Origin of the sequence: Nocardioides sp. Iso805N, from assembly GCF_000364605.1 — a bacterium.
Taxonomy (GTDB): Bacteria; Actinomycetota; Actinomycetes; order Propionibacteriales; family Nocardioidaceae; genus Nocardioides.
Window position 1 is genome coordinate 781,043 of the sequence record NZ_KB822575.1, and the last position, 12,547, is coordinate 793,589.

15 protein-coding genes are annotated in these 12,547 nt (G+C 71.5%); 8 read left to right on the forward strand and 7 right to left on the reverse strand.

Annotation, left to right across the window (positions count from 1 at the left end; translation table 11 throughout):
* Positions 1–8 precede the first annotated feature (8 nt).
* From H036_RS0103675 to H036_RS0103685, 3 genes are read left to right on the forward strand one after another with little or no spacing between them, the layout of a single operon-like run.
* Positions 9–1,115 carry a hypothetical protein gene (locus H036_RS0103675; RefSeq protein WP_017933424.1) on the forward strand — a complete coding sequence of 369 codons (1,107 nt, stop codon included), beginning with the start codon at positions 9–11 and terminating at the stop codon, positions 1,113–1,115.
* Positions 1,112–2,254, forward strand: coding sequence for a hypothetical protein (locus tag H036_RS0103680; protein ID WP_017933425.1), 1,143 nt, complete (start codon positions 1,112–1,114; stop codon positions 2,252–2,254). Before H036_RS0103675 ends, H036_RS0103680 begins: the two co-directional genes overlap by 4 nt.
* Positions 2,247–3,476, forward strand: coding sequence for a hypothetical protein (locus tag H036_RS0103685; RefSeq protein WP_017933426.1), 1,230 nt, complete (start codon positions 2,247–2,249; stop codon positions 3,474–3,476). The genes H036_RS0103680 and H036_RS0103685 overlap by 8 nt, the downstream gene beginning before the upstream one ends.
* On the opposite strand, the gene H036_RS0103690 is transcribed toward H036_RS0103685, so the two are convergent.
* Positions 3,440–4,126, reverse strand: coding sequence for an EcsC family protein (locus H036_RS0103690; protein ID WP_017933427.1), 687 nt, complete (start codon positions 4,124–4,126; stop codon positions 3,440–3,442). The two genes, H036_RS0103685 and H036_RS0103690, sit on opposite strands and share 37 nt — an antisense overlap.
* Positions 4,127–4,186: 60 nt before the next feature.
* Here H036_RS0103690 and aat point away from each other — a divergent pair, with 60 nt between their 5' ends.
* Complete coding sequence (aat, locus tag H036_RS0103695) at positions 4,187–4,876, forward strand: leucyl/phenylalanyl-tRNA--protein transferase (protein WP_017933428.1); 690 nt, start codon at positions 4,187–4,189, stop codon at positions 4,874–4,876.
* 113 nt (positions 4,877–4,989) lie between these two features.
* Here aat and H036_RS0103700 read toward each other — a convergent pair whose 3' ends face one another.
* The gene (locus tag H036_RS0103700) at positions 4,990–5,316 is read right to left on the reverse strand and encodes a rhodanese-like domain-containing protein (RefSeq protein ID WP_017933429.1); all 327 of its coding nucleotides are present in this window, start codon (positions 5,314–5,316) and stop codon (positions 4,990–4,992) included.
* A gap of 12 nt (positions 5,317–5,328) precedes the next feature.
* Positions 5,329–6,195: an Fpg/Nei family DNA glycosylase gene (locus H036_RS0103705; RefSeq protein ID WP_017933430.1), complete on the reverse strand. Its 867-nt coding sequence runs from the start codon at positions 6,193–6,195 to the stop codon at positions 5,329–5,331.
* A 52-nt stretch (positions 6,196–6,247) separates the two neighbouring features.
* Here H036_RS0103705 and H036_RS0103710 point away from each other — a divergent pair, with 52 nt between their 5' ends.
* Both H036_RS0103710 and H036_RS0103715 read left to right on the forward strand, forming a co-directional pair.
* The gene (locus tag H036_RS0103710) at positions 6,248–6,499 is read left to right on the forward strand and encodes a hypothetical protein (protein WP_017933431.1); all 252 of its coding nucleotides are present in this window, start codon (positions 6,248–6,250) and stop codon (positions 6,497–6,499) included.
* Positions 6,500–6,530: 31 nt separating this feature from the next.
* Entirely contained in the window at positions 6,531–7,307 is a 777-nt protein-coding gene (locus H036_RS0103715; RefSeq protein ID WP_017933432.1) for a glycerophosphodiester phosphodiesterase, read from the forward strand.
* Between the two features lie 18 nt (positions 7,308–7,325).
* Here the strand turns inward: H036_RS0103715 and H036_RS0103720 are convergent, their stop codons facing one another.
* Positions 7,326–8,264 carry a TIGR03619 family F420-dependent LLM class oxidoreductase gene (locus H036_RS0103720; protein ID WP_036487171.1) on the reverse strand — a complete coding sequence of 313 codons (939 nt, stop codon included), beginning with the start codon at positions 8,262–8,264 and terminating at the stop codon, positions 7,326–7,328.
* Positions 8,265–8,436: 172 nt separating this feature from the next.
* Between H036_RS0103720 and H036_RS0103725 the strand changes: the two genes are divergently transcribed.
* Complete coding sequence (locus tag H036_RS0103725; protein WP_017933434.1) at positions 8,437–9,366, forward strand: DUF5926 family protein; 930 nt, start codon at positions 8,437–8,439, stop codon at positions 9,364–9,366.
* Positions 9,367–9,479: 113 nt separating this feature from the next.
* Positions 9,480–10,499 carry a hypothetical protein gene (locus tag H036_RS0103730; protein WP_017933435.1) on the forward strand — a complete coding sequence of 340 codons (1,020 nt, stop codon included), beginning with the start codon at positions 9,480–9,482 and terminating at the stop codon, positions 10,497–10,499.
* A gap of 35 nt (positions 10,500–10,534) precedes the next feature.
* Here H036_RS0103730 and H036_RS0103735 read toward each other — a convergent pair whose 3' ends face one another.
* Genes H036_RS0103735 through H036_RS0103745 form a run of 3 tightly spaced genes read right to left on the reverse strand, consistent with a single transcriptional unit; the run spans position 10,535 to position 12,545 of the window.
* Positions 10,535–11,518 (reverse strand): adenylate/guanylate cyclase domain-containing protein, encoded by a 984-nt coding sequence (locus tag H036_RS0103735; protein WP_017933436.1) that lies wholly within the window; start codon positions 11,516–11,518, stop codon positions 10,535–10,537.
* Positions 11,515–11,889 carry a Crp/Fnr family transcriptional regulator gene (locus tag H036_RS0103740; RefSeq protein ID WP_017933437.1) on the reverse strand — a complete coding sequence of 125 codons (375 nt, stop codon included), beginning with the start codon at positions 11,887–11,889 and terminating at the stop codon, positions 11,515–11,517. Before H036_RS0103740 ends, H036_RS0103735 begins: the two co-directional genes overlap by 4 nt.
* A 56-nt stretch (positions 11,890–11,945) precedes the next feature.
* On the reverse strand, positions 11,946–12,545 hold the full coding sequence (locus tag H036_RS0103745; protein WP_017933438.1) for a TMEM165/GDT1 family protein: 600 nt from the start codon (positions 12,543–12,545) through the stop codon (positions 11,946–11,948).
* Positions 12,546–12,547 lie beyond the last annotated feature (2 nt).

Here is a 12,547-nt window from a genome sequence, read left to right on the forward strand (position 1 = left end):
ATCCCTCCATGAGGCGCCGGCTCTATGTCCACGTGGGTGCCCCGAAGACGGGGACGACGTACCTGCAGAACCGACTGACCGCCAACATGGCCGCCCTCGCCGAGCACGAGGTCCACTACGCCACCCGCGGGCCGCTGGCGACGCCGAGCCTGTTCCAGTTCCGAGCCACGCTCGACCTGCTCGGCCGCACCGACTGGCGTGGGCCGATCGCGAAGTCCGACGGCGCCTGGGAGACCCTCGCACGCCGGATCCGACGCAGCAGCGGGACCGTGATCCTCAGCCACGAGATCCTGGCCGGCGCCCGGCCCAAGCATGTCGCCCGACTCTGGCAGGACCTCGACGTCGGCAACTCGACCGAGCTGCACGTCGTCTACACCGCCCGCGACCTCGCCCGGCAGCTGCCCGCGGCCTGGCAGGAGGGCATCAAGCAGGGCCAGCGCTGGACCTTCGAAGGGTTCTTGAAGCGGTTCCAGGCGGAGCGGATGTGGTTCTACCAGGCGTTCCGGTTTCCCGGGGTGCTGACCACCTGGGGCGCCGACCTGCCACCGGAGCACATCCACCTGGTCACCGTCCCGGGCGTCGACGCCTCCGTCCCGCGCGACGAGCTGTGGCGCCGGTTCGCCTCCGCCTGCGGCTTCGATCCCGCCTGGGGTCCGCGCGACGGCGCCCGGTCCAACCGCTCGCTGGGCATGGCCGAGACCCAGGTGATCCGCCGGCTCAACCGTCGGCTGGAGCGCTCGCAGCGCCCGGGTGGCACCTACGACAGCCTGATCCGGCTCATGCTGGCCGAGTCGGTGCTGGTCAACCGGGAGTCCGACCGGGTCCGGGTCCCTCCCGCGCTGCATCCGTGGATCGCCGAGAAGACCGAGCGCTGGATCGAGTGGGCAGTGCAGAGCAACATCGACGTCGTCGGTGACCTCGACGACCTGCGACCGCCGGCTCCCGATCCGGAGGTGCCCTGGCACAACCCCGACCGGGTCCGGCCCCGGCTCCAGCTGCAGGCAGCGCTGGACGCGCTCGCTGCCATGACCGACGAGGCCGCCCGACGCGAGGATCCCGACCTGACGCTCGGCGCGAAGGTGAAACGAGCCCGGCAGCGCCTGGTGGGCCAGTGAGCCGGGCGTCCGCCTGGGTCGCGCACCTGCGAGGCGGCGGCATCACGCCGTGGCGCGCGTTCCGCGACGGGATGCCCGACACCGGTCCGCCACCCACCGACCCTGCGGGCGTCCCGGGCGCCCAGCAGCTGGAGGCGCTGCGTCGTCTCAACCAGGCCGGGCGCCCCTCGCCCGCCCTGGTCGAGCGGGTGCTGTCCGGTGACCTCGTCGGCCGCGGTCGCGGAGACCTCGGCCTGGCGGGCGAGGCACAGCCCCACTTCGGTACGCCGCCGGTCGACCCGGCCGACCTCCCCGTCAACGAGCTGCTCCGGGTCCTGACCGGCCTGCTCGCCGAGGACGTGGTCCGCGTAGGCGTTCCCCCGCGGCCGGCCGACCAGCGGCCCCGCTTCCGGCGGGTGCGCTACCGGCTCGGCGGCGACCCGTGGCTCGCCGTACCCATGCGTGCGGAGCTGACCCGGCACGGCTTCCCGCCCGGTGGCGGCCGTGCCGTCACCTACCTGGTCGGTCGCGACCTGGGCGGCATGCTGGTCGATGCCTGGACGCGTCGAAGCCTGACGGACGGAGCGGCCGGATGGGAGACGTGGCTGACGAAGCTGCGTCGCGCCGACCGCCTGCCCCCGCGCGCCGACCTGATGCGCCAGGCGCGCTGGTGGGAGCGCCGGGTCGGCCCGCAGAACGTCCGGATCGTCACCGACGCGGCGCTGGTCCCGACGATCCTGGGCGTGGACCTTGCGCTGCCGCAGCCGCCGGTGCTGGCCGCCGACGCGCTCGACCTGGCGCGCCGGGTCTCGCCACTGGTCGGGCTGTTCGCCGGGCCGGGCCAGCGCGAGGAGCTGATGCTCCGTGGACTCGTGCCACGGCTGGCGCGGACCGACGGCCTGCCGCTCGCGGTGCCGGAGCGCTTCCGGCAGTGGGTCGAGCGGCGAGCCCGGCTGGTGTACGAGGAGCTGACCGGCTGTGGCTACGCTGTGCTCGGCGATCCGGCCCTGGTCCTGGGCGGACCCGGCACCTCCGACCGGCCGGGGTCCGCGGGCGGCCCGGGCACCTCGCCGTCGGAGCAGGCGGTGCTGGGGCTCGCGCTCCGGACCCTGCTCGAGAACGACCCCCACTCCCACGTGGAAGGAGCCTGGCGTGGCTGAGCGCGTGTTGCTGCACGTCGGCACCCCGAAGACCGGCACGACCTACCTCCAGGACGTGTGCTTCCGAAACCGACCGCTGCTGGAGGAGCACCGGATCCTCTACCCGGCCGAGCGGTTCGACGCGCACTTCCTGGCGGCGCTCGACCTGATGCGGCTGCCCTGGGGCGGGCTGGAGGAGCAGGCCGTCGGCGCCTGGGACCGGCTCGCCGCGCAGGTGCGCGCCTTCGACGGCACCGCGATCATCAGCCACGAGATCCTCGCCCGCGCCACCCCGGCACAGGCGCGGCGAGCGCTGGCATCGCTCGGCCACGGCGACGGCACGACCGAGGTCCACCTGATCCTCTCGGTGCGCGACCTGGTCCGGCAGATCCCGGCCGAGTGGCAGGAGAACGTCAAGCACCGCACCACCACCTCCTACGCCGACTTCCTCGCCGAGCTGCGGGAGCCGAGCCGCAGCGGCCTCATCGGCTCCTGGTTCTGGGCCGTGCAGGAGCTGCCGGACATCGTGGATCGCTGGCGCGCCGGTGCCGGCGACCACGGCCTGCCCGCGGACCGGGTGCACCTGGTGACGGTGCCGCCGCCGGGCAGCCCGCGGGACCTGCTCTGGGAGCGGTTCGTGGAGACGTTCGGACTCGGCGGGATCGACCTCGACCTCGGCACCGACCGCGCCAACGTCTCCCTCGGCGTGCCGGAGACCTACCTGCTGCGCCAGGTCAACCTGCGCGCCAACGACCAGGTCGAGCCGGAGGACTACCGCGAGCTGGTCCGCGAGGTGCTCGCGCACCGCACCCTCTCGGCCCGCAGCGGCTCACCCCGGCTGGCGCTGCCGCCCTCGGCCTTCGACTGGGTCTCGACACTCACCGACGACTGGGTCGAGGAGCTGAGCAGCCAGGGGTACGACGTGGTCGGGTCGCTGGCAGACCTCAGCGGCGCCCGCCCTGCGGCGTACGCCGATCCTGATGCGCCGGACCTGACCCAGGTCGTGGATGCCGCTGCCACCTCGATCGTGGCCCTGGTCAACGACGTCGGCCGCTGGCGGGCCAACGAGGCCCGCCTGCACGCCGAGATCGCCGACCTGCACGGTCAGCTCAGCCGGGCCCGGATGAACCCGGCCTACCGGTTCAAGGAGCGTCTCTACCGGGTGCTCACCAAGGGCCGGACCGGGCAACGCGTGCTGGACGCCTACTACCGGGCGCGGGGCAGCAGCTCGCGGTTGGCGTAGCGGCCGACCCGCCAGGTCACGTAGCCGTCGGCGCCCGCGCCGACGACACCGCCGACGACCGGGATCTTGCGGCCGACGCTGATGGCAAGCCGCTTGCCCGCCAGCCGAGCCACCATCTCCGAGGCGACCAGCTGGGTGATCACCCGGTCGAGCTGCGGATCGGCGACCGGGGCGGTGGCCACAGCCATCGGCGGTGCCGGCAGCTTCTTCGACTTCACCAGCGCCTCGACCCGCTCGCGGCCCAGGATGCACTCGAGGATGGCGTTGCGGGTGCGCATGTCCTCCAGGTTGTAGCCGCGCAGGTGCGCGATGCCGGCCACCATCCGGCACTGGATCAGCGCGAGCCCGGCGATGTTGGTCGGGATGGTGAAGGCGGCCGTCATCAGGCCGCCGACGTTGGTGACGAAGCCGCCGGCCCCGGCGTAGGCGACGTGGTTCTCGATCACCTCGTGCACCGCCTTGTCGCGGTCGCCGTGCTGCTCCTCGAGCTGCTTGTCGGCCGCGGCCGCCGCACCCGGCAGCGGGCCGACCCCGACGATGGCCCGGTTGAGCGCGTGCAGCACGAACGAGCTGGTCACCCCGGGCGCGAGCTCGATCGCCTTCGGGGCCAGGACCGTGCCCAGCGTGGCGGCGAGCTTCTTCGACTGCATGGCCCGATCCTACGAAGCGGCCCCAAGCACGCCGACGCCCAAGGGCGGTAGTTTCAGGCCGTGCCGATCGAGCCCTCCCGGACGCCGTGGATGCTGCCCGACCTGCGCTCTCCCAGCCTGGAGGCGCAGGTCGACGACATGGTGGCCGTCGGCGCCGACCTGGCGCCCGGGACGCTGCTGGCGGCGTACCGGCTCGGACTCTTCCCGATGCCGGGCGACGTGCCCGGGGAGCTGCTGTGGTTCTCGCCGGTGGAGCGCGGGGTGCTGCCCCTGGACCCGGACGCCGAGTTCGGCGGGGTGCGGGTGACCAGCTCGCTTCGCAAGTCGATGAAGCACCTGGAGATCCGCCTCGACACCGCGTTTGTGGACGTGGTGCGGGCCTGCGGCGATCCGAAGCGCGAGGGCGGATGGATCAACCAGGAGATCATCGAGGCGTACGCCGAGCTGCACCGGCTGGGCTGGGCGCACTCGGTCGAGGCGTGGCGCGACGGCGAGCTGGTCGGTGGCCTGTACGGCATCGAGATCGGCGGGCTGTTCGCCGGCGAGTCGATGTTCCACCGAGCGCGTGATGCTTCCAAGGCGGCCCTGGTCGGCCTCGCCCGAGCGCTCGCGGCCGCCCCCGGCCCGCGGCTGCTGGATGTGCAGTGGCAGACCGCTCATCTCGCATCGTTGGGCGTGATCGAGGTGCCGCGGGTGGAATACCTGGAGCTGTTGGACGACGCGTTGGGGTCGCCTGCGGCGTTGGGGTAACACGCTGTTTCGGGGGGTAACACGTTGTCCGCCCCAGGTAGACGGTCGTCAGAACGGCCGACTACCCAGGTGTAACAGCGTGTTACCCCAAGCGGAAGCGGCAGACGAGCGCCTCAGACGACCTGAGGGGCCTGACCGCTCTCACTCACCATCGCTCGCCCAGCGGCGGCCCAGTCGAGCATCCCGCCGGCTAGGTTGACGGCCTCGTGACCGTTCGCGGTCAGCCACGCCACCGCCTGCGCGGAGCGCCCGCCGACCTTGCAGGCCACCAGGAACTGGCCCTCGGGCACCTCGTCGATCCGCGCCGGGAGCTCCGAGAGCGGGATGTGCAGGGCGCCGTCGATGTGGCCGGCCTCCCACTCGAAGTCCTCGCGCACGTCGAGGACGGGGACCGGCAGCGGGTCGGGTACGCCGGAAATCTCCACGGTGGGGATGCTCATCAGGGTCTACTCCTACTTCAACAGCTTGGACATCCGGCGGTCGGCAAGCGGCTTGCCACCGGTCTGGCAGGTGGGGCAGTACTGCAGCGACGAGTCCGCGAAGCTCACCTCGCGGACGGTGTCACCACAGACCGGGCAGGGCAGCCCGGTGCGGCCGTGCACGGCCATGTGCGACTTCTTCTCGCCCTTGAGCTCGCTGGCGGCCAGCCCGGTAGAGCGTGCCACCGCGTCGGCCAGGGTCGACCGCAGGGCGCTGTAGAGCGTCGTCAGCTCCTCCTCCGAGAGCGAGTCGGCCGGCTTGTACGGCGACATCCGCGCCGCGTGCAGGATCTCGTCGGAGTAGGCGTTGCCGATCCCGGCGATGGTGCCCTGGTGCCGCAGCACGCCCTTGAGCTGCTTGCGGCCGGCCTCCTGCAGGATCCTGGCGAACACCTCCTGGGTGAAATCGTCGTTCATCGGCTCGGGACCGAGCGTGGCGATGCCGGGCACGTCCTGCGGCGCGCGCACGACGTACAGCGCCAGCGACTTCTTGGTGCCGGCCTCGGTGATGTCGAGCCCCTCCTCGGAGTCGAGCACCACCCGGGCCGCGAGCGTCGACTTCGGCGAGGGCTTCGGCGGGATCGTGGGGACCTCGTCGCGCCAGCGCACCCACCCCGCGCGGGCCAGGTGCAGGATCAGGTGGATCCCGGAGGCCTCGATGTCGAGGAACTTCCCGTGCCGGGTCACGTCGTCGACCAGCGTGCCCTCCAGCGCCGAGAGCGGCGGGTCGAAGGTCTTGAGCGCGCTGAACTGCGCCAGGTGGATCTTGGTGATGGCGCGGTCCTTGAGCCGACCACGCAGGTCGACGGCGAGCGCTTCGACCTCGGGCAGCTCGGGCATGAGCCCGAGTCTAGATGCGGCGTGTGCGGCCGGCTTGCCTAAGATCTCCCGCGTGAACCAGCCCGAGGAGAACCGCGTCGAGTGGGCTCCGGCGATCCCGCTCGCGTTCGCCGCCTTCCTGATCAGCGTCTTCTTCTGGCCGGTCGGTGCCGTGCTTGCGGTCGTGGCGGTGGTCACCATCGTCGTACGCGCCCGTCGTCGGGAGTGGACCGCGCTGACCTTCGGGTGCCTGGGCGTGGTCCTCGGGACGGCCGTGTTCGCCTTGTTCATCACCTTGACGAACCTCACCGGCGGGTTCCGCTGAGATCGGCTGGAACCTCAGCACAATGAATGTCATGAGGCCCCAGGTCGTCGCACACCGCGGCGCCAGCGAGCAGATCGCCGAACACACCCTCGGGGCGTACGTCGAGGCACTCGACGTCGGTGCCGGGGGCCTGGAGTGCGACATCAGGCTGACCTCCGACGGCCAGCTGGTCTGCGTGCACGACCGCACCTTGCGTCGTACGGCGCAGACCGAGGGACTCGTCTCCGAGATGTCCCTGGCCGAGCTCGAGGAGCTCAACTTCGCCACCTGGAAGAAGGGCCAGTCCGGCGAGCAACCCGACCGCGACGACCGGCTCGACCGGGTGCTCACCCTGCGCACGCTGCTGCAGACGGTGCGCGACTACGACCGCCGCGTGGAGCTGGCCATCGAGACCAAGCACCCCACCCGTTACGGCGGCCTCACCGAGCGCAAGCTGGCCGAGCTGCTGCGGGAGTTCGGTTGGGACCGGCCGGGCTCGCCGGTGCGGGTGATGTCGTTCAGCTTCACGGCGCTGCAGCGCATGGAGCGACTGACGCCGTCGGTGCCGCTGGTGCAGCTCATCGACCGCGCGCAGTACTGGCCGACCCTGCGCCGGATGGTCTCGCCGCACTGGATCATCGGTCCCGGCATCAGCGAGCTGCGCGACCACTGGCGCTTCGCCCGGCGGCTGCTGCTGGACGAGCGCCGGCTGCACGTGTGGACCGTCAACGAGGACGATGACCTCGAGCTGTGTCTCGACCTTGGCGTGGAGGCCGTGATCACCGACCGGCCCGGGTACATGCTGAACCGGCTCTCGCGGCTCGTCTGACCGGCGATCAGACCGCGATCAGACGGCGAACCCTTCCGCGCGGCGCATCACCTCGCGCAGGAACGTCGGCAGCTCGGCCGGGTCGTCGATGAACTGCGACGGCTTGACGCAGAACGTGGTGAAGCCCTGCTCGATCTGCTCGGCGATCGGTGCCATGGCCGCGCCCAGGTCGGCGCAGGAGTCGTCGTCGGCGAAGGTCGCACGGGTCCCGCCGACCATCTCGAGCTGAGCCGGGTCTCGGCCCGCCTCGGTCAGCGCCGCGCGGAGAAGGTCCAGATCCGCAGGTGTCGGAGTGCCGAACGGGTGGAAGCCGTGGCCGTAGCGCACCAGCCTGTCCAGCACCGGGCCGTGCACGTGCTGGCCGCCGAACCACATCCGCGGTCCCTCGGGTCGGTACGCCTTCGGCTCGAGGTAGACGTCGGTGAAGTCGAAGAACTCGCCGTGGAAGCTCGCAGGACTCTCCCGCCAGACCGTCTCCAGCACGGCGAGCTGCTCATCGAGGATCCGGCCGCGGCGGCCGAACGGGACGGCGAGGGCGGCGTACTCGTCCCGGCTCCAGCTGACGCCCGGCTGGACCACCAGCCGGCCCTCGGAGAGAAGGTCGAGGGTGCCGAGCTCGCGGGCCAGCAGCAGCGGATGACGCAGCGGCGCCAGCACCGCACTGGCGACCAGACGGATCCGTGAGGTGGCCGCGGCGATGGCGCTGAGCAGGAGCAACGAGCTGGGCCACGGGGTCGCTGGATCCTGGTTGCCCGGCGCGGCATAGGCCCGCGGGTTCGCCATCACACCGTGGGCACCGGCGTCCGGACCGAGCACCACGTGCTCGCTCAGCATGACCGCATCGAAGCCCGCGTCCTCGGCCTCACGGGCCCAGCGGACCAGGGCGGGCAGGTCGCGGCCGTCGGCCAAGGTCCAGTTCTCGCTGAGGATGAGCAGCATCCTCGGGGCAGCAGACATCGGGACTCCCATCGTTTGGATACGAACAATATGGCCGGGTGCCACCGCCGACAACCGTCCGCCGCTGTGCCGTCTAGGCGACCAAGTGAGCGGCAGCGTGAGCGAGGGACGAGCTCGGACGCTGGCCGTGAGTGCGGGAGCCAGCGGGCGAAGCCCGCTAGGCTGTCGGCCCGTGGCCAAGAAGAACCGCACCAAGAACGCACCCGCTGAGACCGAGGGTGGCATCAGCCCCCGTGCCGCCTGCCCCTGCGGCTCCGGCAAGCGCTACAAGGCCTGTCACGGAGCCCCCGGCGGCGCCGGCGTGTTCGTCGCCCGGCCGTTCGAAGGGCTCCCCAACGAGTGCGACCTGGTCGCCCTGCGCGAGCTGGTCCCCTCCGCCACGGTCGCGCTGACCATCAAGGGCCACGAGGACACCCCCGTCCAGCTCGGCACGCTGCTGCCGCTGGCCGCGCCCGCGATGCGGCGCGACAGCGGCCAGGTCTGGGCCGGCCTGCAGGTCCAGCACAACTTCGGTGACGTCTCCCGCGAGGTCGCGGCCGTGCTGGTCAAGGCGCTGGAGGCCGACGAGTCCGGCATCGTCGGCCTCACCGAGGCGCCCGGCGAGGGTCCTCGCCTGCAGGACCTGGTCGCCGACACCGAGCTCGCCGTGAAGGTGCACGACGGCTTCGACTGGTGGATCGCCGACGTCGAGGACCGGGAAGGCCTTGAGGGCGCGCTCCAACAGGCCAACGCCGCAGCGCTGCCGACGGCTCGGCTGGCGTCGGTGGAGGCGGCGTACTGGACCTCGACCGGCACCAAGGAGCACCTGCGCTGGGTGATGCCGGAGCCCGAGGACGCGCTGCTCACCGCACTCGCGCGGCTGCACCTCAGCGGCGAGGACGTGATCGTGCCGGGTGCCCGCTTCATCGGGATGTTCCGCACGCACGGCCTGCTGGCGCCGGTCTGGGACCTGCCGCTGGGCACCGGCGCCGAGGCGCTCGAGGAGCCGGCGGTGGCCTTCAAGGCGGCACTCGACGCCGCGCTGGCCGACACCTCCGAGCCGAGCTCCGAGGTGCGCGCCGCACGTGCCGGACTCGCGAACCGTCAGGTCACCATCCGCTGACGGCGACCGTGGAGTGAGATGCGCATCAGGTGCGCATTCCGCTCCACGGTTGCCTCTTCCGCAGGGCCTGAAGCGCCATGGTTCGGCGCTCTGCCTGCGGGAAGTCACTGGGAGTGACGCCCGCTGAGCTCTCCGCCGCGAAGGCCGCCGCACGTCCCGACGCTGCCGACCGCGGCTGCGCGCTCGCCGCGACGCGGCAGCTGGAGGTCGACCGGTTCCGGCAGTACGGCGTGGTGACCCGTGCCCAGCTCAACGCGGCCGGCCTGCGTCGCCACGACATCGAGCGGCTGCTGCGTCGCCGCAGCCTCCGCCAGGTCCACGGTCGGGTCTACGTCGACCACACCGGGCCGCTGTCGCTCGACCAGCGGATCTGGGCAGCGGTGCTGGCGTGCGCACCGGCCGTCATCTGCGGTCCGACGCTGCTCTCGCCCGACCCGACGGCGCCGATCATCCACATCGCGGTCGACGCGAGCCGTCGGCTGACCCCGCCCGACGGTGTTCGGCTGCACCGCGTCCGCGGCCTGGACGCGATGGCACAGTGGCGGACCGAGCCACCGCGGATGCGTCGGGAGGATGCTGTGCTCCTCCAGGCCGGGGTCGCCGAGGACGAGCTCGAGGTCGTCCGACTCCTCACCGATGCCGCCCGCACCCGGACGATCGGCGCCGCCCGCCTCCGCACAGCCTTCCCCCGGCATCGTCGGATCCACCGTCGCGCCTTCGTCGGCGTGCTGCTCGACGATCTCGACGCAGGAGTGAACTCGGTTCTCGAATGGGGCTATGTGGAGCGGGTGGAGCGCGCCCACGGCCTCCCGGCTCCGACCCGGCAGGTCGCGCGTCGCACGAGCGGCGGCAAGGAGTTCCGTGACCAGGAGTACCTGGATCTCGGCGTCGTCATCGAGCTCGACGGACGGCTCAACCACGACTCGTGGGAGGCCGAGAACCGCGATGCGGCCCGCGACCTCGCCGACCAGGCAGCCGGCAAGGTCGCGGTCAGGCTGCGGTGGCGGCAGGTGTTCGGGACTCCCTGCGACACAGCCGCCCAGCTCGACCGGCTCCTCCGCCGCCGCGGTTGGCAAGGACAGCTACGACGATGCGGCCCCGGATGCACGTTGCCGGCGGGAACCGTGGAGTGAGATGCGCATCAGGTGCGCATTCCGCTCCACGGTCCTCACGTACGCCGCTCCGGCCGCACCACGAACGGCTGCAGTCGCGAGTAGCCCTTCACCGACGTACGCCGCAGACGCGTCACGTCCAGCCCGCCCACGTCACGCAGTGCGTTCGCGGCGTGCTCGTCGACCAGCAGCGCATCCGGCCGGGCGATGGAGGTCAGCCTCGAGGCGATGTTGACCGTCGGCCCGAAGACGTCGCCGAGCCGGCTGACGACCTCGCCGTACGCCAGGCCGGCACGCACCTGCGGGAACGGGCTGTCCTCGTCGGCGCCGAGCGCGCAGATGGCCAGGGCCGTCATGGCGGCGTCCAGCACGGTGTCGGCGACGAAGAGCACCGCGTCGCCGAGGGTCTTGATCACCCGGCCGCCGCGCTCGACGATCAGCGCCGTGCAGGCGTCCTCGAACTCCTCCAGCCAGGCCACCAGCTCCTCCTCGGTCAGCGACTTGCTGCGCGAGGTGTAGCCGACGATGTCGACGAAGCAGACCGCCGAGGGTGCCGCGGGGGCGCCGGAGAAGGCGACCAGGCCGCGGTTGCTGGCCGAGAGCAGGTGCCGGCGCCAGATGTAGGTCTGGAGGTACTCCACCCGCGGCAGCACCTCGCCGGCCAGCATCGCCAGCGACTCGACATCGGTCAGCGCGCGCTCGCGGGCCAGATCGGCCAGCAGGGCGGTCTGCCACTCGGCGAGCCGCGCGAAGGAGCGCCCCCACGTCCGGACCAGCGCCGCCTGCCGGTCCTCGTTGAGCACCCCCTCCTCGCGCAGGTCGGCGCTCATCCGCAGCGCCTTCACGTCGGCCTGGGCGAAGGCGACCACGTCGTCCTCGACGTGGGCGAAGCCGAGCTCGCGCCAGAGCTCGAGGGCGAGGTCGATGCTCACGCCCGCCTGCTCGGCCACCTGCCGCCGCGTCAGGCTCGGCGTCTCCCCCAGCAGGTAGCCCTCGACGAGCTCGACGAGACTGTCGAGCTCGGCCGCCTCCTCGCTCACTGACCGCCGAAGCGCTCGGCCGCGACCTTCTCCAGCGCGTCGTGGAACGACGGCATCTCGACGGAGAGCCGCTGCAGGACCTGCGGGGTGAGGTGGATCAGCTCGAGCGGCGTGAGCGCAACGATCGAGGCGTTGCGCAGCTTCTGGTTGAGGATCGCCGCCTCGCCGATGATGTCGCCCGGGCCGGCCTGCGCGATCTCCTCGCCGTCACGGCGCACGCTGACGGTGCCTTGCAGGATGATGTACGCCTTGTCCGCCGGGGTGGACTCCCAGATCGGGGACCAGCCCTGAGGGAGGTTCACCACGGTGCCTGAGCCGCTGATCTTGGCGATCTCGGCCGGCTTGAACATGGAGAAGAAGGTGTCGCCCACGGATGCCCCTTCGTGTGACTCGGAGTTACAACTCCAACGAAGCATGCCGGTCGGGGCTACGAGGCGACAACCTCCACGAGCGTGTAGATGCCGAGAACCAGGCAGATCCCGGCGCCGATGAAGTGCAGCAGGTGGAGCGAGATCCACCTCAGCAGCTGCTTGCCGACGATCACCGCGAGGCCGCTGACCGCCAGCAGCGCGGCCAGCGAGCCGATGAAGATCGACAGCGGCTCCTTGTACTTGGCGACCAGCGAGATGGTCAGCAGCTGCGACAGGTCGCCCCACTCGGCGGCGAAGAGCACCATGAAGGCGGCGAGGATCTGGCGGGCGCCGTTGGTCGGCTTCGCCTTCTCGGCGTACTCCTCCTCGTCCTCCTCGGCGTTCTGGTGGCTGCGGCCCTCCTTGAACAGCAGCACCGCGCCGGCGAGGAAGATCAGGCCGGCGATGGTGTGGATCAGGTCCTTGGGCAGCAGCGAGGCGACGCCACCCGCGACGACCGCCAGGATCGTCTGTACGGCGAAGGCCAGGCCGACGCCGATCCACACGTAGAGCGGCTTGTACTTCGTGGCCAGCACGAGGGTTGCCAGGAAGGTCTTGTCGGGCAGCTCGACGATGAAGATGGAGAAGAAGGCGAGCGCGATCAGGCCGATGTCCACCG

Bases quoted from the DNA above. Each gene is read 5' to 3' on its own strand.
- H036_RS0103675 (WP_017933424.1), top strand. From the start codon at position 9: ATGAGGCGCCGGCTCTATGTCCACGTGGGTGCCCCGAAGACGGGGACG.
- H036_RS0103720 (WP_036487171.1), bottom strand. From the start codon at position 8,264: ATGTCTGCTGCCCCGAGGATGCTGCTCATCCTCAGCGAGAACTGGACC.
- H036_RS0103700 (WP_017933429.1), bottom strand. From the start codon at position 5,316: ATGAGCATCCCCACCGTGGAGATTTCCGGCGTACCCGACCCGCTGCCG.
- H036_RS0103705 (WP_017933430.1), bottom strand. From the start codon at position 6,195: ATGCCCGAGCTGCCCGAGGTCGAAGCGCTCGCCGTCGACCTGCGTGGT.
- H036_RS0103690 (WP_017933427.1), bottom strand. From the start codon at position 4,126: ATGCAGTCGAAGAAGCTCGCCGCCACGCTGGGCACGGTCCTGGCCCCG.
- H036_RS0103715 (WP_017933432.1), top strand. From the start codon at position 6,531: ATGAGGCCCCAGGTCGTCGCACACCGCGGCGCCAGCGAGCAGATCGCC.